Origin of the sequence: Micromonospora cynarisoli (genome assembly GCF_030518815.1) — a bacterium.
GTDB classification, from domain to species: Bacteria; Actinomycetota; Actinomycetes; order Mycobacteriales; family Micromonosporaceae; genus Micromonospora; species Micromonospora wenchangensis.
In genome coordinates, this window is the sequence record NZ_CP130426.1 from 3,433,414 (window position 1) to 3,454,099 (window position 20,686).

Consider the following 20,686-nt stretch of genomic DNA (forward strand, 5'->3'; position numbering starts at 1 on the left):
AAACTGCGGTGCGGCGTGGGCCTTGGCAGGGGTGACGGGCTGACCGCCGAGAGCTTCGGGGTGCGCCGACCCGCAGAGAGATCGCGTGCTTCGCGGCTGTGCTGAGTCTAGAGCGTAATCAACTCTTCCGACCTGCGGCAACAGGGTCCCGCTCGGCGTGTCCCAGTCTACCCCGTGCGAGCGTCGCTCCGCGCACCTCTACCGGCAACCGCCAGACTTCCCATTCTGTTCCCGGGTCGAACCCGTCGGGTGGCGCGGTGAACGCCAGCACCGTCGGGCCCGCCCCACTGACCACAGCCGGCACACCTGCCGCACGCAACTCGCTGACCAGGGCAGCGGTCTGTGGCATTCCCGCCGCGCGGTAGTCCTGGTGCAGTCGGTCGACGGTGGCCGGCAGCAGCAGCTCCGGCGCGGCGGTCAACGCGTGCACCAGCAACGCCGACCGGCCCGCGTTCGACGCCGCGTCCCCGTGCGGCACCGTCGCCGGCAACGCCGCCCGTGCGGTGGCCGTCAGCCCCCGCTCGGCCGGCACGAAGACGGTGGGCCGGACCCCGGCCGCGACCGGCAGCGAGACCGCCCGGCCGCCGGTCGGCTCCGTCCAGGCGACGGTGAACCCGCCGAGCAGGCACGGCGCGACGTTGTCCGGATGTCCCTCGATCTCGGCGGCCAGCCGCAGCACCGCCTCGTCGTCAAGCACCTGCGCGCCGTCGGTGACCAGCCCCCGGGCCAGGAGCACCCCCGCCACGATCGCCGCCGAGGAGGAACCCAGGCCCCGGGCCTGCGGAATCCGGTTCACGCACTCCAGGGCCAGCCCCGCCGGCTGCGCGCCGAGCAGGTCGAAGGCGGCCCGCATGGCCACGACCACCAGGTGCCGGTCGTCCGGCGGCAGATCGCCGGCGCCCTCGCCGGTCACCGCCACCCGGACGCCGTCCGGGGCCACCTCGGCGGCCACGTCGTCGTGCAGGGCGAGGGCGAGCCCGAGGGCGTCGAACCCGGGGCCCAGGTTGGCGCTGGTGGCGGGCACCCGCACCCGGACCGGGCCGGAGGTGAAAGTCGTAGGCACAGGATCATGCTAGGGCCCGGGACCGACGGCGCACCGCCTCGCCCGCACGGTGGAACTGGATCAGCTCGGTTAGCCTGACGCCGATCCACCGACCGGTCGGGAGGCGACGTGGCAATGCTCGGTTACCGGCTCACCCAGGTGCTGGGGCACCTGCCCATCCTGCTGACCCTGCTCACCGTCCTGGTGCTCGGTGCCACCGCCGGCCGCCGGCTGCCCGCCCGGTCCCGGTCGTTCCTGCTCGCCGGGGCCGTCGTCCTGCTGCTGCTGGAACTGCTCACCACCGCCTGGGTCGCGGCCCTGCCGGACCTGATCCGCTCCGGCGGGATACGCCAGTACCAGATGTGGAGCCTCGCCGTCAGCGCGGTCGGCTGGATCGGCTACCCGATCGGCCTGGGCCTCGTCGCCGCCGCCGTCTTTGTCGGCCGCCGCGCCGCGCCCCCGTCCCCCGTGCCCGGTCAGCCGTGGGGCACCTGGACGCCGCCGGCCGGTGGCCCCCCGACCGGGGACCCCGGTGGCCCGCCGCCCGGCCACGCCGCCGGTCAGGCCGCGGAGCACCCGGGTCGGGGCGCGTGGGGCGGGAGTGATCACCCGCCGGCTGCCCCGCCACAGGTCGACCACGCCGACTGAGCCGCCCCGCCGGGGTCGACCGCGCCGCAGGTCGGCCCCGCCGTCAGCGGGCGGTCGGCGGGTCGCCCCCGGTGGCCGGATCGGTGAGCGAGAGCCGGCGGGTGGCGATCCGCCAGCCCACCGCGTACACGACGGTGACCAGGCCGCAGCCGGCCAGCACCACCCGCTCGTCGACCAGGTCGACCACGCCGGCCACCACCAGCTGGCTGACCGAGATCGCCAGGGTCGCCAGCATCATGTCGGTGGCGAACACCCGGCCGCGCAGCCGGTCCGGCACCTCGCCCTGGAGGGCGAAGTTGGACAGCACCCAGTTGCTGCCGCCACCGAAGTGGGCCACGAAGACCAGCAGCAGCACCAGCGGGAACCAGCTCGCCACCGCCGCGCCCAGGTAGGCCAGCCCGTACAGCGACATCGACAGGGCCAGGCCGGGCAGCAGCCAGGCCCGGTTGGTCAGCACCCGGCTCATCAGGATCGGCCCCACCAGTGCCCCCGCCCCGCGCGCCGCGAACAGCAGGCCGGTGCCGACCGGCCCGGCCCCGTACACGGCGGCCAGCAGGGGGAAGACGGTCAGCACGCCGTTGCCCAGCCCCACCGCCGACTTCACCGTCACCAGCGCCAGCACCCTGGGCCGGTGCCGGATGTGCCCCAGCGCCTCCCGGATCGCCGTCCAGGTGCGCGGCGTCGACCGGTCGGCCTCCCGGGCGGCCTGCAACGGCCGGCGGATCAGCGCCGCCAGGCCCGCCGCCGCCACCAGGCCGACCACCCCCACCCAGAAGCAGGCGTACGGGCCGACGGCCGCGGTCAGCACGCCACCGAGGGACGCCCCGACCACGGTCATCGTCCCCCAGGCGGAGCCGGCGACGGCGTTGCCGACGGCCAGGTCGGCCGGATCGAGCACGTTGGGCAGGGCGGCTTGCGCGGCCGGCGAGTAGAACGCCTTGCCGACCGCCACCGCCGTGATCGCCACCATGGCCAGCCAGGCCGTGCCCGCGTCGCGGACGCCGAGCAGCAGCAGCACACCGAGCAGCGTCACGCCGTTCGCGGCCATCATGATCTTCCGGCGGTCGAACCGGTCGGCGATGGTCCCGGTGTACGGCAGCAGCAGCGCCAACACCCCGGTGTCCAGCGCCAGCACCAGGGCGCCCCACACCCCGCTGCCGGTCAACTCCGGCAGCAGCACCAGCAGCGGCACCATGACGAACCAGTCGGCACCGAAGACCACCAGCTCGGCGAGGAAGAGATTGCGGAAGTCCCGGTTGCGGACGAGAACGGAGAGCGGAGAGGACACGTGCCCGGACCCTACCCCCCGGTTCGGGAGCCGGTCGGGTGGCCCAGCAGCTGGGAGACCGTGACGAAGGTGTAGCCCCGGGCCCGCAGACCGGTGATCATCGCGGCCAGGCCCCGCACCGCCACCTGACGGTTCTCCGGGCCCGCGTCGTGGGCGAGCAGGATGGTGCCCGGCACGACGTCGGACACGATCCGCCGGGCGTGCCCCGCCGGGTCGTCCGGGTACTCCCCCTCCACCATCTGCAACGACCAGAGCACGACCCGGTAGTCCAGGCGTACGGCGGCGTGCAGCACCCCGCCACCCAGGTGCCCGTACGGGGGCCGGAGCAGCCGGGGTGGCGTGCCGGTGACCTCGGCGATGGCCTCGTGCGACCGGCGCAGGTCGTCGTGCACGGCGGCGGCGGCCAGCCTCGCCAGGTCCCGGTGCCGCCAACTGTGGTTGCCCACCTCGTGCCGGGACAGCCGCCCCCGGATCAGCCCGGCGTGCCGGCGCACCCGCTCTCCGACCAGGAAGAAGGTCGCCGGCACCGCGTGGGTGTCCAGAGTGTCCAGCACGGTCGGCGTCCACCGCGGCAGCGGACCGTCGTCGAAGGTCAGCGCGACCAGCCGTTGCGTGGTCGGGGCGTGCCACACCACCTGGAGCCCGCCCGAGCCGACGTCCTGCCGCCGGTTGCCGACGGTGGCGCTGGCCGGACCGCCGGACAACGGCAGGTGCCGGTCGGCCAGCCAGGCGCCCTGGGACATGCCGGCGGCCCCCAGCGCGACGCCCCCGGCCAGCAGCGCCCCACCGCCCAGCACCCGTCGCCGGCCCCACCGCCCGCCGGCCGGGCCGGCCGGCTGCGCCCCGTCGACGCCCATCACCCAGGGTGGATCGTCGATGACCGACGGTAGAGGACCACAGGGTGACCGTACCCGGTGACCGGCCGGCTGTCCCGGGCGCGACGCGACGCGCCCCCGGGCCGGTGACCCCGCACCGGGGGCGTGTCGTGGCGCGACGGCGACCGTGCCCCCGACCCGGTCGCGTCGGGTCGGGTCGGGGTGGCCGTTGCGACGCGGCCGGGAGTGCTACTCGGTAGGTGGCAGCGGCGACCGCCGGCTCTTCGGCAGCCGCAGCACCTCGAACTGGTCGGTGCCGTCCACCAGCGCGGCCGACGGGGCCGGTCGGGCCGGCGGTTCGCCCGACGCCTCGGCCGCCGGGACGCCCACCGGCGTCGGCACCTCGGCGTCCGGCTCGGCGGGCGCACCGGACGGGCCGCTCTCGTCGGAGGTCCGCCCCGGCCGGCCGGTCCGCCGCTCGCGCAGCGACTCCTTGGTGCGTTCCACCATCGTGTAGAGGGTCGGCACCAGGACCAGGGTGAGCAGGGTCGAGCTGAGCAGGCCACCGATCACCACCACCGCGAGCGGCTGGGAGATGAAGCCGCCCTCGCCGGTCAGCCCGAGGGCCATCGGCAACAGCGCGAAGATCGTCGCCACCGCCGTCATCAGGATCGGCCGCAGCCGACGCCTGCCGCCCTCGACCACCGCCTCGGTGATACCCATCCCCTGCGCCCGGTACTGGTTGATCAGATCCAGCAGCACGATCGCGTTGGTCACCACGATGCCGACCAGCATGAGCACGCCGATCAGCGCCGGCACGCCCAGCGGGGTCCCGGTGACCAGCAGCAGGGCGATCGCGCCGGTCGCCGCGAACGGGATGGAGATCAGCAGGATCAGCGCCTGGGTGATGCTCCGGAACGTCGCCACCATGATCAGGAAGACGATCGCGATCGCGGCCAGCACGGCCAGGCCCAGATCGCCGAAGGCGTCCTCCTGCTGGGCGCTCGCACCACCCACGGCGATCGTCGCCCCCGGCACGTCCACGTCGTCCAGCCGCTTCTTCAGCTCGGTCGTGGTCGCACCGAGGTTGGAGCCGGTGGCCGTGCCGGTCACCGAGACGCTGCGCTCACCGTCGATCCGGGTGATCTGCTGCGGCCCCTCGCCCCGGGTGACGTCGGCGATGTCGTCCAGCTTCACCGGGCCCACCGGCAGCGCCCGCAACTGCTCCTCGGTCAGCGGCGGGGCCGCCGTCGTCCGCAGCACCACGTCCTGCTGCCCGCCGTCGAGGGTCACCCGACCCAGCGGGCTGCCCCGGTACGCCTGCGACACCAACTGCCCGACCGCCGCCTCGCTGAGCCCCACCCGGGCCGCCGCCAGCCGGTCGACCGTCACGTCGACCCGGGGCACCCGGTCGGCCAGGCTGGTGGCCACGTCCTCGACGCCGGGGGTGCCCGCCATCGCCGCCCGGACCTGGTCGGCGGCCCGGTTCAGGGTGTCGGTGTCGGCGGCCTGGACGACCACCTCCAACTGGCTGCCCGAGGTGCCGCCCTGCCCGTTGTCGAAGCTCAGCTCACCCGCGCCGGACCCGAGCCGGTCGAACTCCCGGCGCAGGACCTCCTTCATCTCCCTGGCGTCGGTGTCCCCACCGAGCGCCACCGACCAGCGGGCGGTGTTGTTGCCGCCGCCGCCCAGCCACGGCTGGTCACTGCCGCCCGCGCTCACCTGGTACGTCTCGACCCCGTCGGTGCGCGCCAGCACCCCCTCGACCAGGCGGGCTGCCTCGTCGGTGGCGGCCAGCCCGGACCCCGCCGGCAGCTGCTGGCTGATGCTCAGGGTGTCCTGGCCGGAGTCGTCGAGGAAGTTGGTCTCCAGCTTCTGGGCCAGCCCGAAGGTGCCGAACAGCAGCAGGATGCCCACCGCCACGGTGATCCACCGGGTCCGGCGGGTCCGGGTGGCGAACCCGATCGCCGGCAGGTACGCCCGCTGCAACGGGCTGCGCAGCTCCTTGACCTCGGCGGCCCGGCGCACCGCCTCGTCCGCCCCGTCGCGCGGCGGCTTGAGGAACCAGTACGCGAGCACCGGGATCACCGTCAGCGACACCAGCAGCGAGGCGAGCAGGGCCACCGTGACGGTGATCGCGAACGGGGCGAAGAGCTGCCCGACGAAACCACCCACCAGCGCGATCGGCGCGAACACCGCGACCGTGGTGAGCGTCGACGCGGTCACCGCCCCGGCCACCTCGCGGACCGCGGCGACGATCGCGTCCCGCTTGGGCTCGCCGTACTCCAGGTGGCGTTTGATGTTCTCCAACACCACGATCGAGTCGTCGACCACCCGCCCGACCGCGATGGTGAGCGCGCCCAGGGTGAGCAGATTGAGCGAGTAGTCGCCGATCCAGAGGGCGAGCAGCGCCACCACCACCGACAGCGGAATGGAGACCGCGGTGACCAGGGTGGACCGGACCGACAGCAGGAAGACCAGGATCACCACGACCGCCATCAGCAGGCCGAGCAGCCCCTCGGTGGTCAGGCTCTCGATCGACTTCTCCACGAACGGGGCCTGGTCGAACACGATGGTCAGCTCGGCGCCCGAGGCGGACCGCAGGTCGTCCAGCCGGTCCCGGATGTCGTGCGAGATCCGTACGGCGTTGCCGTCCTGCGCGGCAGTGATCTGGACCCCGATGCTCTCCTTGCCGTTGGTGCGGGTGATCGCGGTGGCCGGGGCGAGCTGCTGCTCGACGGTCGCCACGTCACCGAGCCGGACCGGGGCGGCCTTCGGCGCGGTCGGGGTGAGCGCGATGCCACGCAACTGGTCGAGGGTGGTGACGGGGGCGCCCACCTGCACCGGCAACGCGGTGCTGCCGTCGACGACCGCGCCGGCCGGGACGGCCACCCCGTTGGACTTCAGCGCGGTGGCGATCGCGGTCGGGGTCAGCTTGGCGGCGGCGAACTTCGCCGGGTCCGGCACGATCGTCACGACCTGCTCGCGGGTGCCGGTGACGGCGACCGTCCGGACCCCGTCGATCCCCTCCAGCTCGGGGACCACCGTGTCGCGCAGCCTGGCGGCGAGGGCCTGCTCGTCACCGCCGCCGGTGGCGGCCAGCACCACGGCCGGCAGGTCGTCGGTGCTGCCGGTGACGACCTGCGGGTCGACCTCGTCGGGCAACTGCGCGTCGACCCGGCTCAGCGCGGTCTGCATCTTGTTGGCCACGTCGTCGATGTCGGTGCCGAAGGCGAACTCCACCGCGATCGTCGCCGACCCCTCCCGCGAGGTGGAGGTGACCTTCTCCAGCCCGGGGATGCTCTGGAGGCTGTTCTCGATCGGCTCGGCGACCTGCGCCTCGACGATCTCCGGCGAGGCGCCCGGGTAGACCGCGACGACGAACGCGCCGGGGAACTCCAGCGAGGGCAGCAACTGCTGCTTGAGCGAGGGGACGGCGAACGCCCCGAACGCCGCGGTCACCACCGCGATCAGGGCGACGAGCCCCCGGTTGGCGAGGCTGGATCTGGCGAGCAGCGACATCGGCGTGGCTCACTCCTGGGAGAGGGGACAGGCGTGGGGAAAGTCTGCCCGACCCGGTCTCCCCCACCCGTAACGGGGTGGCCGCCCGCCGGCCGGGTCGACGGGGACGGCACGGGGCCGACGCCGTCGCCCGGGGCGGGGTGGTGATCAGGCCAGGTCGAGGGAGCGGGCGGCGGTCAGGGCGTCGTTGGCGATGGTGATCGGGGCGGGGGCGGTGGAGATCGCCCACTCCGGGTCCTTCAGGCCGTGGCCGGTGACCGTGCACACCACGGTCGCCCCCGCCGGCACCCGACCCTCGGCCCCCTGCTGGAGCAGACCCGCCACGCTGGCCGCGCTGCCCAACTCGACGAAGACCCCCACCTCGCGGGCGAGCAGCCGGTACGCCGCAAGGATCTCCCGGTCGGTCACCGCGGCGATCAGCCCCTGCGAGGCGTCCCGGGCGTCGAGCGCCTTGGTCCAGCTCGCCGGGTTGCCGATCCGGATGGCGGTGGCGATCGTCGACGGCTCCGGCACCACCTGGCCGCTGACGATCGGGGCCGCCCCGGCGGCCTGGAAGCCGTACATCCTCGGGGCGCGGGTGGCGTTGCCGTCCCTCAGGTCCTCCGAGTAGCCCATCCAGTAGGCGGAGATGTTGCCGGCGTTGCCGACCGGCAGGCAGTGGATGTCGGGGGCGTCACCGAGCGCCTCGACGATCTCGAAGGCCGCCGTCTTCTGGCCGTGCAGCCGGTCCGGGTTGACCGAGTTGACCAGGGCCACCGGGAAGTCCTGGGCGAGCTTCGAGGCCAGCGCCAGGCAGTCGTCGAAGTTGCCCTGCACCTGGAGCAGCTTGGCCCCGTGCACCAGCGCCTGGGCCAGCTTGCCCAGCGCGATCTTGCCCTGCGGCACCAGCACCGCGCAGGTGATCCCGGCCCGGGCCGCGTACGCGGCGGCGGAGGCGCTGGTGTTGCCGGTGGAGGCGCAGATGATCGCCTTGTCGCCGGCCTCGACGGCCTTGGAGACGGCGACGGTCATGCCCCGGTCCTTGAACGAGCCGGTCGGATTGGCACCCTCGACCTTCAGGTAGACGTCCGCGCCGAGCCGGGCGGAGAGCGCCGGCGCGGGCAGCAGCGGGGTGTTCCCCTCGTGCAGGGTGACCACGGGCGTGGCGTCGGTGACCGGCAGCCGGTCCCGGTACGTCTCGATCAGGCCCCGCCACATGTCGCTCTCCTCGCCTCTGCCGCCCCGGTCGTGCCGGGGCCCCTGCCAGCCTGGACCAGCCTCGTCGACCGGCCTCCGGCACACCCGCCGATAACCATCAGGCGAGACGCCCGGTCACGCCCCGCCCTCGACCCGCAGCACGCTCGCCACCGACCGGACGATGTCCAGCCCGCGCAGCTCCCGTACCGTCGCGGCGAGCGCGGCGTCCGGGGCGACGTGGGTGACGATGACCAGGTCGGCGTCCTCGCCACGGCCGGCCGGACCGCCGCCGGCCGGCCCCTGCCGGACGGTGGCGATGGACACGTCGTGCCTGGCGAACACCCCGGCCACCGCCTGGAGCACACCCGGACGGTCGACCACGTCGAGACTGATGTGGTAGCGGGTCAGCGCCTCGCCCATCGGCCGGACCGCCAGGTCGGCGTAGGCGGACTCGCTTGCCGCGTGGGCGCCGGCGAGCCGGTTGCGGGACACCGCGACCACGTCGCCGAGGACCGCGCTGGCCGTCGGCGCGCCACCGGCCCCCCGGCCGTAGAACATCAGCTGCCCGGCCGCCTCGGCCTCGACGAAGACCGCGTTGAACGCGTCGCCGACGCTGGCCAGCGGGTGGGTCAGCGGAATCATCGCGGGGTGCACCCGGACGCTGACCGTCTCCCGGCCGGCGGCGTCGGTGCCCCGGGCGGCGATGCAGAGCAGCTTGATGGTGCAGCCCATCGCCTTGGCGCTGGCCATGTCGGCGACGGTGACCTCGGTGATGCCCTCGCGGTGCACGTCGGCGGCGGTGACCCGGGTGTGGAAGGCGAGCGAGGCCAGGATGGCGGCCTTCGCGGCGGCGTCGAAGCCCTCCACGTCGGCGGTCGGGTCGGCCTCGGCATATCCCAGCTCGGTCGCCTCGTCCAGCGCCTCGGCGAAGCCGGCGCCGGTGGCGTCCATCGCGGAGAGGATGAAGTTGGTGGTGCCGTTGACGATGCCGGTGACCCGGTTGATCCGGTCGCCGTGCAGCGACTCACGCAGCGGGCGCAGCAGCGGGATCGCCCCGGCGACGGACGCCTCGTAGTAGAGGTCGGCCCCGCCCTCGGCCGCCGCGTCGTGCAGGGCCGCGCCGTCCTCGGCGAGCAGCGCCTTGTTGGCGGTGACCACGCTCTTGCCGGCGCGCAGCGCCTCCACCAGCCAGCTCCGCGCCGGCTCGATGCCGCCGACCACCTCGACGACGACGTCGACGTCGTCGCGTTTGATCAGGCCGAGCGCGTCGGTGGTGAACAGGGCCGGGTCGACGGGGAGGTCACCCCGGTCCCGGCCGAGGCGGCGCACGGCGATACCGGCGATCTCCAGCGGAGCACCGATCCGGGCGGCCAGGTCGGCGGCCTGCTCGTGCAGCAGCCGGACCACCTCGCTACCGACCGTTCCGCAGCCGAGCAGGGCCAAGCGCACAGGTGACGTCATCCCACATCCAAAGCGAGCAGGTCTTCTTCGGTCTCCCGCCGTACGATCAGCCGGGCTCGGCCGTCACGCACCGCTACCACCGGGGGGCGGGGCACATGGTTGTAGTTGCTGGCCATGCTCCGGCAGTACGCCCCCGTGCCGGGGACCGCGACAAGATCTCCGGGCTGCACGTCGGCGGGCAGGAATTCATCCTTCACCACGATGTCCCCGGACTCACAATGCTTTCCCACCACGCGGGCCAGCAGCGGCTCGGCGGTCGAGGCCCGGCCGGCGAGCGTCGCCGAGTACGACGCGTCGTAGAGGGCGGTCCGGATGTTGTCGCTCATCCCGCCGTCCACGCTGACGTACGTGCGCAGCCCGTCGACGTCCTTGACGGTGCCGACCGTGTAGAGGGTGAACACGGCGGGGCCGACGACGGCCCGGCCCGGCTCGATCGACAGGTGCGGGACGGCCAGGTTCTCCGTCGCGCACTCCGAGTCGACGATCCTGCGGAGCCGCTTGGCCAGCTCCGCCGGGGTCGCCGGGTCGTCCTGGGTGGTGTACGCGATACCGAAGCCGCCGCCCAGGTCCAGCTCGGGCAGTTCCACCCCCCGGGCGTCGCGGATCTGCGCCTGCAGGGCGAGCACCCGGCGGGCGGAAACCTCGAAACCGCTGGTGTCGAAGATCTGCGAACCGATGTGCGAGTGCAACCCGCGCAGGTCCAGCACACCCTCGTCGATGACCCGGAAGGCCGCTGCGGCGGCGGCCCCACCGGCCAGCGAGAAACCGAACTTCTGGTCCTCGTGGGCGGTGGCGATGAACTCGTGGGTGTGCGCCTCCACCCCGACGGTGACCCGGACCAGCACGCCGGGGCGGACCCCGCGCTCCCGGGCCAGCGCGGTGAGCCTGTCGATCTCGGTGAACGAGTCGAGGATGATCCGCCCCACCCCGGCGTCCAGCGCCCGGGTCAGCTCGGCGACGGACTTGTTGTTGCCGTGGAAGCCGATCCGCTCCGCCGGCATCCCGGCCGACAGCGCGGTGGCCAGCTCACCGCCGGAGCAGACGTCCAGGTGCAGGCCCTCCTCGGCGATCATCCGGACCACCGCCCGGCAGAGGAACGCCTTGCCGGCGTAGTAGACGTCCACGTCGGGGAAGGCGTCCCGGAAGTCCCTGGCACGCGAGCGCAGGTCGTCCTCGTCGAGGACGTACGCGGGGGTGCCGTACTCGGCCGCCAGCTCGCGGACGTCGAGACCGGCGACGGTCAGCGCGCCGCCCGCGCCGCGCTCGACCTGGCGCGGCCAGAGCTGCGGCACCAGGGCGTTGACGTCGGCCGGCGGACTCAGCCAGGCCGGCCCCCGGTGGCCGATGTCGCCGTGCAGGGCACCGGCTTCGTGGGCACGCATCTACTCGTCTCCGCTTCGTGACCGGCGGGTCCGCCCGCCCGATTCCCGGGTACGCACGGCTACATCCGCTCCGGGGCGGAGACGCCGAGCAGGCGCAGCCCGTTGGCGATCACCGTGCGGGTGGCGTCGTTGAGCCAGAGCCGGGCCCGGTGCAGGTCGGTGACCTCCTCGTCGCCGCGCGGCAGGACCCGGCAGTTGTCGTAGAACCGGTGGTACGCCCCGGCCAGGTCCTCCAGGTAGCGGGCGACCCGGTGCGGCTCGCGGAGCTCGGCGGCGGCGGCGACCACGGCGGGGAACTCGGCGAGCGCCTTGAGCAGCTCGTTCTCCTTGTCGTGGTCGAGCAGCTCGGGGTGGAACCCGGTCCCGTCGCCCCGGCTCAGGCCGACCTCGACGGCGTTACGGCCGACGCTCGCCGTCCGGGCGGCGACGTACTGCACGTAGTAGACCGGGTTGTCGCGGGTGGCCCGGGTCCACAGCTCGACGTCGATGTCGATGGGCGAGTCGCTGGAGTAGCGGGCCAGCGCGTAGCGGGAGGCGTCCACCCCGATCGCGTCGACCAGGTCCTCCAGGGTGACCACGGTGCCGGCGCGCTTGCTCATCCGCAGCGGCACGCCGTCGCGGACCAGGTTGACCAGCTGACCGATGAGGATCTCCAGGTTGACCGCAGGGTCGTCGCCGAAGCAGGCGGACATCGCCTTCATCCGCCCGATGTAGCCGTGGTGGTCCGCGCCCAGCATGATCACGACCCGCTCGAAGCCGCGCTCCCGCTTGTCCAGGTAGTAGGCGCAGTCGGCGGCGAAGTACGTCCACTCGCCGTTGGACTTGCGCAGCACCCGGTCCTTGTCGTCACCGAAGTCGGTGGTCCGCAGCCAGGTCGCCCCGTCGGCCTCGTACAGGTGGCCCTGCGCGCGCAGCCGGTCCAGGGCGAGGTCCAGCTCGCCCCGGTCGTGCAGGTCCTTCTCGTTGAAGTAGGTGTCGAACTCCACCCCGAAGCCGCGCAGCGAGGACCTGATCTCGGCGAACATCAGCGTGACGCCCTCGACCCGGAACACCTCCTGGGCCTGCGCGTCGGGCAGGTCGAGCACGTCCGGCCGGACCGCCCGGACCTGCTCGGCGATCTCGGCGATGTACGCCCCGCCGTAGCCGTCCTCGGGGGCCGGCTCACCCTTCGCGGCGCAGAGCAGCGACCGGGCGAACCGGTCGATCTGCGACCCGGCGTCGTTGAAGTAGTACTCGGTGCCGACGTCGGCGCCGGTGGCCCGCAGCAGCCGGCTGAGCGCGTCGCCGACGGCCGCCCAGCGCACCCCGCCGATGTGCACCGGGCCGGTCGGGTTCGCCGAGACGAACTCCAGGTTGATCCGCTGGCCGGCGAGCCGGTCGCTGCGGCCGTAGTCCTCGCCGGCCTCGACGATCGTCCGGGCGAGCTGGCCGGCGGCGGCGGCGTCGAGCCGGATGTTGAGGAACCCGGGGCCGGCGATCTCCACCGACTTGATCCCGGCCGCCCGACCGAGCTGGTCGGCCAGCGCGGCGGCCAGCTCCCGGGGCGGGACGCCGACCTTCTTGCTGAGCTGGAGGGCCAGCGTCGAGGCGTAGTCGCCGTGGTCGGGGTTGCGCGGTCGCTCCACCGCCGTGTGCGCCGGGAGCGCGGCGGGGTCGAGCCCACGCTCGCGGAAGACGGCGTGGGCTGCGGAGAGGACGACCTCGGCGAGTTCTGCGGGAGTCACCGAACCATGTTATCGGGGGTAGACTCGGGCACTCGGCGGCGACCCTGAGCGTCACCCGGCCCGCCAGATCCCCTGACCGACCGACCTGACGAGGCACGATGAGCATCAGCACCCCGGGCGGCCCGCAGCGCCGTCCGACCGTGGTCAGCACCGGCAAGAAGCCGGCGGCGGGCCGGCCCGCCGCCGGCGCCAGCAAGCCCGGGGCCGCCAAGTCCACGGGCACCCCCCGGCAGACCTCGGGCGGCAAGGGCCCGCGCAAGCCGATCGCCCCGGTGAAGGTGAGCCAGGGCCGGTCCTGGGGCCCGATCGCCCTGTTCGTGGCCGTGGGCGTGCTCGCCGTCTCGATCGTCGGTTACGGCGCGTACGCGGCCTTCCAGGGTTCCAAGTCGTGGGAGCAGCGGGCCTCGGAGATCGACGGCATCGTCGACTTCCGGGAGAAGGACCCCAAGCTCGTCCAGGGCGGCCAGCACCAGCAGGGCGCGATCAAGTACGACGTGCTCCCGCCGGTGGCCGGCCCGCACAACCCGGCCTGGCAGAACTGCATGGGCGACGTCTACGACGCCCCGATCGCCAACGAGCACGCGGTGCACAGCCTGGAGCACGGCACGGTGTGGATCACCTACCGTCCCGACCTGCCGGCCGACCAGGTCAGCAAGCTCCGCAGCAAGGTGCAGGGCGTCGAGAAGGCCATGCTCAGCCCGTTCGAGGGGCTGGACAAGCCGATCTCGCTCCAGGCGTGGGGCTACCAGCTCAAGGTCGACAACGCCGACGACAGCCGGATCGACGAGTTCATCAAGACGCTGCGGGTGAACGCCTCGGTCGAGGGCCCGAACGCCAACTGCGGCCAGGGCATCACGGCCACCGGCACCGCCCCGCGCGACAACCTCCCGCAGCAACAGCAGCAGCCCACCCAGTGAGGACGTGGCGATGACCGCTCCCGCGACGACCGACACGCCGCCCGTCGAGCCCCCGGTCACCCCCGCAGGTGACCGGCGGCCCGCCGCCCGTTACGGCGTGCTCGCGCTGGCCGCCGCCGTCGTGGTCGGCCTCCTCCTCGGGTACGCCGGCGGCCTGCTCACCCCCACGTTGACCCGGCCGGGCGACAGCTCGCCGGAGGCCGGCTTCGCCCGGGACATGAGCACCCACCACGCCCAGGCGGTCGAGATGGGGCTGATCGTCTTCGATCGGGGCACCGACCCCGAGGTGCGGCAGATCGGCGGCGACATCGCCACCGGCCAGCAGGGCGAGATCGGCACCATGCAGACCTGGCTGCGGTCGTGGGGGCTCGACCCGACAGGCAGCGCGCCCCGGATGGCCTGGATGCCCGACGGGGCCAGGGTCGAGAACGGCCTGATGCCGGGCATGGCGACGCCGGAGGAGATGGCCAGGCTGCGCGTCGCCCAGGGGCGCGAGCTGGACGTCCTCTTCCTCCAGATGATGATCAAGCATCACCTCGGCGGCATCCACATGATCCAGGGCATCCTCGACGCCGGCAGCGACGACGACGTGCTCGCGGTGGCCCAGATCATGAAGAACACCCAGCAGACCGACCTGACCAACCTGCAGAACGCGCTGAAGCGCCTGGGCGGCTGACCCGCCCGACCTCCTGGGAGGCCCGCGTACCGCCCCGGCGGACGCGGGCCTCCGCGCATCCACCGACCCCGGCGACAGGTTATGGGCGATTTGCATCTTTAGCGTGCTGCGCACCTTTGAGGCTCTACGAGAGGTTTCTGCCTACATATCGTGACCAGTTGCGATTAGTGCTCGTTGCGTAGGACGTGGGGGTTGCACTCAGAGACGCGCGGCGCTCGGTCACCAGCTGGTGCCGACGCCACACCATCGGCGGTGACGGAGCGGTGGCAGCCGCCCGTCGCGGACACCGGCAGGGCGAGTCGGGAGCGCTCAGCCGGCAACAGGAACTCGAACTGATCGACGTACTGCGCGGCGTCTACCCCGACAAGTTCGGGCTGGACGAGGAACTCTGGACGCGCCAGAGCCTCGCCGCGCTGATCCAGCGCCGCTTCGACCTCACCATGGAGGCCGGCACCGTCGGGGCGTACCTGCGGGCCTGGGGGCTGGGGCCCCGGGAACCGCACGAGCGGGCCTGCGGGCTCTGCGTCGGCGCGGTCGAACGCTGGGTACGCGGCGAGTACCCGGCCATCACCCGGGCCGCCCAGGAACACGACGCGGAGGTCTACTGGATCGGCCGGGTACGCCTGCGCGGCACCATGCCCGCCGCCGAGGTGATCTCGGCGGTGTCGTCCCGGGGCCGGGTCCGGTTCATGGTCACCACACCGAGCGTGGACCCACCGCTGCCCCGCGACTTCGTGCTCCGGCTCAGCGGTGCCGACCAGCACCCGGTGCACCTGATCGTGGACGGCTCCTGGCCCCGCAACGAGTGGCCCCGCCGGCTGCCCCGACGCATCGTCCTGCACCCGCTGCCGAGCTGCGGGCGCACCCTGGCGCCGTCTGACCGCCTGACCGCCTGACCGGCCATCGGCCTCGATCCGCCCGGCTGGTGGCGGTGGCCGATCCGGCCCGGCCGTCGGTGACGCTCCACCGCCGACGGCCGTCGCGGTCGACACCGGCCCGCCATCATGATCACGCAGGTCAGCGGGATGCGCCGGTGGGGGCCGGGTGGCGATTCGGTGATCCCGGAGGGGGTTTGCTACTCTTCTCAGGTCGCTGAGCCCCCGTAGCTCAGGGGATAGAGCACCGCCCTCCGGAGGCGGGGGCGCAGGTTCGAATCCTGCCGGGGGCACACTTGCCAAGGAAGCCGCGACCAGCACGAGAAGGCCGCTGACCAGGGGAAACCCGATCAGCGGCCTTCGTCGTATGCCCGGCCGTCAACGACCCGGGGCGGACGTCCGGGTCACCGCGACGATCCACGCAATATCGCCCCCGTGGCGCTGTCCCGGCTCGGCGATGCCGCTCTATCGGCCCACAGGAGTCGATCACCACCCGGCCGGGCTGGCGACGGCGGGTTGGGCGGGCGACGGCGGGTCAGGGGGTTTCGCGGCGGGCTCTGGCGCGGCGTTTTCCCTCGTGCATGGCCTGCACCCGGGGCACCGGGATGGTACGCCCCTCGGCCACCAGGTCGGCGGGGAGGCGCTGCGGCGCAGGCATCGACCCGGCCCACGGGTCCCGGTCGCCGAGCGCCGCCGGGACGGTCCGCACGGTGAAGTCGCCGGGGGTGACCCGGTCGAGGTCGTCCCAGTCCACCGGGAACGAGACCGGCAGCCCGGGGCGCATCCGGGGGCTGTACGCGGCGACCACAGTCGCCCCGCCGGCCCGGGTGGGGTCGACGAAGACCCGGCCGCCCCGGTCCTCCCGGATGAAGGCGGTGGTCGCCGTCTGCGGGTCGAGACGCTCGGTGTGCACGGCGAGCGCCCGGGTCGCGGCGGCCACCTCCTCGGCGGTGGTGTCCGGGTGCACCGGCACGAAGACGTGCAGCCCCTTGGCGCCGCTGGTCTTCACCGCGCCGGCCAGCCCGACGTCGGTCAGCGCCCGGCGTACCGCACCGGCGACCCGGGCCACCGTCGGGAAGGCGTCCCCCTCGGGCGGGTCGAGATCGAGCACGAGGTGGGTGGGCTGCTCCGGGCGGGTCGCGGTGACCAGGGCCGGGTGGTACTCGATGGCCCGCTGGTTGGCGAACCAGAGCAGGGTGCGCCGGTCGTCGCAGAGCGCGTACGACACCTGGCGGTGCGAGGTCTCGGCCCAGATCGGGGTGCGGCGTACCCAGTCGGGGGTGTATTTGGGCAGGTTCTTCTGCATGAACGGCTCCTGCCCACGCAGCAACCGGACCACCGACAGCGGCCGGTCGCGCAGGCCGGGCAGGATGCGCTCGTGTACGGCGTCGAGGTAGTCGACCAGGTCCCGCTTGGTCAGGTCGCTGCCGGCGAGCAGCGGCTGGCCCAGGTTGGTCAGGCCGACCCCGTCCCGCGTCTCCTCCGCCCCACCCATCCGCCCACCCTCCCGGCCGTACCGGCCCGGCGCAACCCCGACACGGTTCGGGCCGCCGGTCCCGTCGTCGAGGTGTCCGTCTGTGACCATGGCACCGGCGGAAGGAGGCACCCTCGTGTCCCGTGAACACAGCGACGGCCGCACCGGCGGGCAGCAGGACGACGACAGCCACGCCGGCCCGGACCAGCGCGGCAACGGGAACCGGAGCACCCCAACCGCCGGGAACCGCCACGGCACAGATCAGGACGGCACGGAGCAAGCCGGCACGGACCAGGATGGCACGGATCATCGCAGCATTGGGCAGGACGGCAGGGACGAGCACGGCACGGAGCGGCACGACGGGGAGCGGCACGGCACGGAACAGCACGACGGGGAGCGGGACGACGACGGGTGTGCCGGCGGGGGGCGGGGCGACGACTGCACCCTGCGGGAGGCGCTGGACCGGGTGGGCGGCAAGTGGGCGATCGGCATCCTGCTGGCCGCCTCCCCCGGCCCGGTCCGCTTCTCGGAGCTGACCCGGCAGGTGGAGGGGATCAGCCGCCGGATGCTCACGTTGACCCTGCGCAACCTGGAACGGGACGGCCTGTTGCACCGCCGGGTACACCCGACCGTGCCGCCGAGGGTCGAGTACCGGGCCACCCCGATGGCGTTGGAGCTGTACGAGCCGTTGCTGGCGCTGACCGCCTGGGCGCAGCGGCACCGCACGGCGATTGGCGAGGCGCGGGCCGCGTACGACCGCAGGCACGGTCGGGTGTGACGGTGCGTCACGGGAGCCCGGGGCGCTGCGCTGTGGTGAACGCCACCGTCTTTCTCTGACCGATCGGTCAGGGTCTGACCGATCGGTCAGGCATGCTGGAACGCATGATCCGACGCACCCCCCACACGCACGGCGAGATCCTCGCCGCGGCGGCCCGGCGGTTCGCGGTGACCGGCTACAAGGGCACCTCGTTGCAGGACATCGCCCGCGAGGTGGGCTGCTCCAAGGCGGCGGTGCTCTACCACTTCGCCGGCAAGGAGTCCCTGCTCGCCGAGCTGATGGCAGGACCGATCGCGGTCCTCTGCGAGCTGGACGAGCGGATCTCGGCGCTGACCGGCGCGGCGGCGCAACGCGTGGCGGCGGAGGGTTTCGTCGACCTCGCGGTGCGGTTCCGGGGCGAGATCGCGCTGCTGCGCGGGGAGTTCCCGGAACTGCTCGCCCAACCGGCCTTCGCCCACATCCAGCGCATCTCCGAACGGCTGATCGAGGCGATGACCGGCCCCGACGGCGGGCAGGACGGGCGGGTCGCCGCGCTGGTGCTGCTCGCCGGCATCGCCGAGGGGTGCGGCGCGTTCGCCGACATCCCCGACGAGGAACTGCGTCCCGCCCTGCTGGCCGTCGTCCAGCGGGTGCTCGTCACCCCCACACCGCCGCCACCACGGCCACCTCTCGACCACCAACACCAGGATTGAGGACAAGGATCTGATGGCGACCCTGCTGTACCGGCTAGGCCGGGCATCGTTGCGCCGCCGGCGACTCGTCGTCGCCGTCTGGCTCGTCGTACTCGTCGGCCTCGGCATCGCCGCCGCCACCCTGAAGGGCCCGACGGCCGGCAACTTCACCATGCCCGGAACCGAATCGCAGCAGGCGTTGGACCTGCTCGCCGAGCGGTTCCCGGCAGCCAGCGGCGCCACCGGCACCATCGCGGTGAAGGCGCCCGCCGACGGTCAGTTGACCACCCCCGACGGGCAGGCCGTGGTGAAGGGAGTCGTCCAGGAGGCGGCGACCCTGCCCGGCGTCATCGGCGCGGTCGACCCGTACCAGTCCCAGGCGATCACCCCCAACGGCCGCTACGCGCTGATCCAGGTGCAGTTCGCCACCGGCGCGGACGACGTCACCGACGACCAGCGCGCGGCGTACGAGAAGGTCGGCGCGCAGGCCGAGGCCCAGGGGTGGCAGATCGCCCCCGGCGGTGAGGTGCTCAACGCGGAGCCGGAGGTCGGCTCGACCGAGGCGCTGGGCGTGCTCGTCGCCGCGATCGTCCTGATCATCACGTTCGGCTCGCTGGTCGCGGCCGGGATGACCATGCTGAACGCGCTGATCGGCGTCGGGGTCGGCATGGCCGGCCTGTTCGCGCTCAGCAGCGTGGTCGAGCTGACCAGCACCGCGCCCATCCTGGCCCTGATGCTCGGCCTGGCGGTCGGCATCGACTACTCGCTGTTCATCACCTCGCGGCACCGGCAGCACCTGCTCGAAGGGCTCACCCCGGAGGAGGCCGTCGGCCGGGCCGTCGGCACCGCCGGTTCCGCGGTGCTCTTCGCCGGTGCCACCGTGGTCATCGCGCTCGCCGGCCTCGCCGTGGTCGGCATCCCGTTCCTCACCGTGATGGGTCTGGCCGCCGCCGGCACGGTCAGCGTGGCGGTGCTGGTGGCGATCACCCTCGCCCCGGCGCTGCTCGGCTTCGCCGGCCGCCGGGTGCTGCCCCGCAAGCTGCGCAACGTCACCCCGGCGGCCGAGGCCGCCGACGCCGTGCCGGCCGCCGAGGACCGCTCCGGCTTCGGGTTCCGCTGGGCGCGGTGGGTGACCCGGCTGCGCATCCCGGTGATCCTGGTCGGTCTGCTCGGTCTCGGGCTGCTGGCCCTGCCGGCCCAGGACATGCGGCTCGCCCTGCCGGACGCCAGCACCGCCGCGGTCGGCAGCCCGGCCCGCACCAGCGCCGACCTGATCCGGGAGGGCTTCGGTCCGGGCTTCACCGGCCGGCTCGCCGTGGTGGTCACCTCGGACTCCCCGCAGGACACCGCCGCGGCCGTGCCGCAGGTCGCCGCGCTGGTCCAGCGTACGGAAGGGGTGTTGGCGGTGGCCCCGCCGCAGCTCGACCCGTCCGGGCGGACGGCGCTGATCGGGGTGATCCCGAAGAGCGGGCCGACCGACGCGGCCACCGAGACGGTGGTGCACGACATCCGGGACCGGGTGGGTTCGATCGGTAACGCCGAGGTGCTGCTGACCGGCGTCACGGCGATCGGCATCGACGTGTCCGAGAAGCTGTCCGACGCGATGCCGGTCTACCTGCTGCTCGTGGTGGGGCTGTCGATCCTGCTGTTGATGCTGGTCTTCCGGTCGATCCTGGTGCCGGTGAAGGCCGCGCTGGGCTTCCTGCTCACGGTGGCCGCCACCTTCGGCATCACCGTCGCGGTGTTCCAGCAGGGCCACCTGGCCAGCCTGGTCGGCCTGGACAGCCCGGCCCCGCTGATCAGCTTCCTGCCGATCCTGCTGATCGGCATCCTGTTCGGCCTGGCCATGGACTACGAGGTCTTCCTGGTCTCCCGGATGCGGGAGGACTTCGTGCACGGCGACACGGCCCGGCAGGCCACCATCAACGGGATGGGGCACGGGGCACGGGTGGTCACCGCCGCCGCGCTGATCATGATCTCGGTCTTCGGCGGCTTCGTCTTCCTCGACGACCCGGTGATCAAGTCGATGGGCTTCGCGCTCGCCATCGGTGTCGCCATCGACGCCTTCGTGGTCCGGATGACCATCGTCCCCGCCGTGATGTCCCTGCTGAACGCCAGGGCGTGGTGGCTGCCCCGCTGGCTCGACCGGGCCCTGCCCAACGTCGACATCGAGGGCGAGGGCCTCCGCGCCCACCTCGACAAGCAGCCGGTCACCGTCTGACCCGACCGCCCGATCC

16 protein-coding genes and 1 tRNA gene are annotated in these 20,686 nt (G+C 73.3%); 8 read left to right on the forward strand and 9 right to left on the reverse strand.

Annotated elements, in window-relative coordinates; translation table 11 throughout:
• Positions 1-118 precede the first annotated feature (118 nt).
• A complete protein-coding gene (gene thrB, locus Q2K16_RS14505; RefSeq protein WP_302746028.1) occupies positions 119-1,063 on the reverse strand; it encodes a homoserine kinase in 945 nt (314 codons plus the stop codon).
• A gap of 108 nt (positions 1,064-1,171) precedes the next feature.
• Between thrB and Q2K16_RS14510 the strand changes: the two genes are divergently transcribed.
• On the forward strand, positions 1,172-1,690 hold the full coding sequence (locus Q2K16_RS14510) for a hypothetical protein (protein ID WP_302746029.1): 519 nt from the start codon (positions 1,172-1,174) through the stop codon (positions 1,688-1,690).
• A gap of 43 nt (positions 1,691-1,733) precedes the next feature.
• Here Q2K16_RS14510 and Q2K16_RS14515 read toward each other — a convergent pair whose 3' ends face one another.
• From Q2K16_RS14515 to argS, 7 genes are all read right to left on the reverse strand, one after another.
• Positions 1,734-2,978, reverse strand: a complete 1,245-nt coding sequence (locus Q2K16_RS14515) for an MFS transporter (RefSeq protein WP_302746031.1) — start codon at positions 2,976-2,978, stop codon at positions 1,734-1,736.
• 11 nt (positions 2,979-2,989) lie between these two features.
• Positions 2,990-3,835, reverse strand: coding sequence for a polysaccharide deacetylase family protein (locus tag Q2K16_RS14520; RefSeq protein WP_302746486.1), 846 nt, complete (start codon positions 3,833-3,835; stop codon positions 2,990-2,992).
• A 207-nt stretch (positions 3,836-4,042) separates the two neighbouring features.
• Positions 4,043-7,315 carry an efflux RND transporter permease subunit gene (locus Q2K16_RS14525; protein WP_302746033.1) on the reverse strand — a complete coding sequence of 1,091 codons (3,273 nt, stop codon included), beginning with the start codon at positions 7,313-7,315 and terminating at the stop codon, positions 4,043-4,045.
• 147 nt (positions 7,316-7,462) lie between these two features.
• Positions 7,463-8,512 (reverse strand): threonine synthase, encoded by a 1,050-nt coding sequence (gene thrC / locus Q2K16_RS14530; protein ID WP_282267728.1) that lies wholly within the window; start codon positions 8,510-8,512, stop codon positions 7,463-7,465.
• A gap of 114 nt (positions 8,513-8,626) precedes the next feature.
• On the reverse strand, positions 8,627-9,940 hold the full coding sequence (locus Q2K16_RS14535; protein WP_302746487.1) for a homoserine dehydrogenase: 1,314 nt from the start codon (positions 9,938-9,940) through the stop codon (positions 8,627-8,629).
• 8 nt (positions 9,941-9,948) lie between these two features.
• On the reverse strand, positions 9,949-11,334 hold the full coding sequence (lysA, locus tag Q2K16_RS14540; RefSeq protein WP_302746034.1) for a diaminopimelate decarboxylase: 1,386 nt from the start codon (positions 11,332-11,334) through the stop codon (positions 9,949-9,951).
• A 59-nt stretch (positions 11,335-11,393) separates the two neighbouring features.
• The gene (argS, locus tag Q2K16_RS14545; RefSeq protein WP_302746035.1) at positions 11,394-13,058 is read right to left on the reverse strand and encodes an arginine--tRNA ligase; all 1,665 of its coding nucleotides are present in this window, start codon (positions 13,056-13,058) and stop codon (positions 11,394-11,396) included.
• A 98-nt stretch (positions 13,059-13,156) separates the two neighbouring features.
• Between argS and Q2K16_RS14550 the strand changes: the two genes are divergently transcribed.
• From Q2K16_RS14550 to Q2K16_RS14565, 4 genes are all read left to right on the forward strand, one after another.
• Positions 13,157-13,975 carry a thioredoxin-like domain-containing protein gene (locus Q2K16_RS14550; protein WP_302746036.1) on the forward strand — a complete coding sequence of 273 codons (819 nt, stop codon included), beginning with the start codon at positions 13,157-13,159 and terminating at the stop codon, positions 13,973-13,975.
• A gap of 10 nt (positions 13,976-13,985) precedes the next feature.
• Positions 13,986-14,651, forward strand: coding sequence for a DUF305 domain-containing protein (locus Q2K16_RS14555; RefSeq protein ID WP_302746038.1), 666 nt, complete (start codon positions 13,986-13,988; stop codon positions 14,649-14,651).
• 185 nt (positions 14,652-14,836) lie between these two features.
• Positions 14,837-15,547, forward strand: coding sequence for a winged helix-turn-helix domain-containing protein (locus tag Q2K16_RS14560; protein ID WP_302746040.1), 711 nt, complete (start codon positions 14,837-14,839; stop codon positions 15,545-15,547).
• A gap of 200 nt (positions 15,548-15,747) precedes the next feature.
• Positions 15,748-15,819, forward strand: a tRNA-Arg gene (locus tag Q2K16_RS14565).
• 242 nt (positions 15,820-16,061) lie between these two features.
• On the opposite strand, the gene ligD is transcribed toward Q2K16_RS14565, so the two are convergent.
• Entirely contained in the window at positions 16,062-17,021 is a 960-nt protein-coding gene (gene ligD, locus Q2K16_RS14570; protein ID WP_302746041.1) for a non-homologous end-joining DNA ligase, read from the reverse strand.
• Between the two features lie 424 nt (positions 17,022-17,445).
• On the opposite strand from ligD, the gene Q2K16_RS14575 reads away from it, so the two are divergent.
• The 3 genes from Q2K16_RS14575 (at position 17,446) to Q2K16_RS14585 (ending at position 20,670) form a co-directional block, all read left to right on the forward strand.
• A complete protein-coding gene (locus Q2K16_RS14575; RefSeq protein WP_302746488.1) occupies positions 17,446-17,778 on the forward strand; it encodes a winged helix-turn-helix transcriptional regulator in 333 nt (110 codons plus the stop codon).
• Between the two features lie 104 nt (positions 17,779-17,882).
• A complete protein-coding gene (locus Q2K16_RS14580) occupies positions 17,883-18,470 on the forward strand; it encodes a TetR/AcrR family transcriptional regulator (protein ID WP_302746042.1) in 588 nt (195 codons plus the stop codon).
• Between the two features lie 13 nt (positions 18,471-18,483).
• On the forward strand, positions 18,484-20,670 hold the full coding sequence (locus tag Q2K16_RS14585) for an MMPL family transporter (protein WP_302746044.1): 2,187 nt from the start codon (positions 18,484-18,486) through the stop codon (positions 20,668-20,670).
• Positions 20,671-20,686: the final 16 nt, after the last annotated feature.

Excerpts from the sequence above, each read along its gene's own strand:
- lysA (WP_302746034.1), bottom strand. The coding sequence starts at position 11,334 with ATGCGTGCCCACGAAGCCGGTGCCCTGCACGGCGACATCGGCCACCGG.
- Q2K16_RS14585 (WP_302746044.1), top strand. The coding sequence starts at position 18,484 with ATGGCGACCCTGCTGTACCGGCTAGGCCGGGCATCGTTGCGCCGCCGG.
- Q2K16_RS14550 (WP_302746036.1), top strand. The coding sequence starts at position 13,157 with ATGAGCATCAGCACCCCGGGCGGCCCGCAGCGCCGTCCGACCGTGGTC.
- ligD (WP_302746041.1), bottom strand. The coding sequence starts at position 17,021 with ATGGGTGGGGCGGAGGAGACGCGGGACGGGGTCGGCCTGACCAACCTG.
- thrC (WP_282267728.1), bottom strand. The coding sequence starts at position 8,512 with ATGTGGCGGGGCCTGATCGAGACGTACCGGGACCGGCTGCCGGTCACC.
- Q2K16_RS14555 (WP_302746038.1), top strand. The coding sequence starts at position 13,986 with ATGACCGCTCCCGCGACGACCGACACGCCGCCCGTCGAGCCCCCGGTC.
- Q2K16_RS14580 (WP_302746042.1), top strand. The coding sequence starts at position 17,883 with ATGATCCGACGCACCCCCCACACGCACGGCGAGATCCTCGCCGCGGCG.
- Q2K16_RS14525 (WP_302746033.1), bottom strand. The coding sequence starts at position 7,315 with ATGTCGCTGCTCGCCAGATCCAGCCTCGCCAACCGGGGGCTCGTCGCC.
- Q2K16_RS14520 (WP_302746486.1), bottom strand. The coding sequence starts at position 3,835 with ATGGGCGTCGACGGGGCGCAGCCGGCCGGCCCGGCCGGCGGGCGGTGG.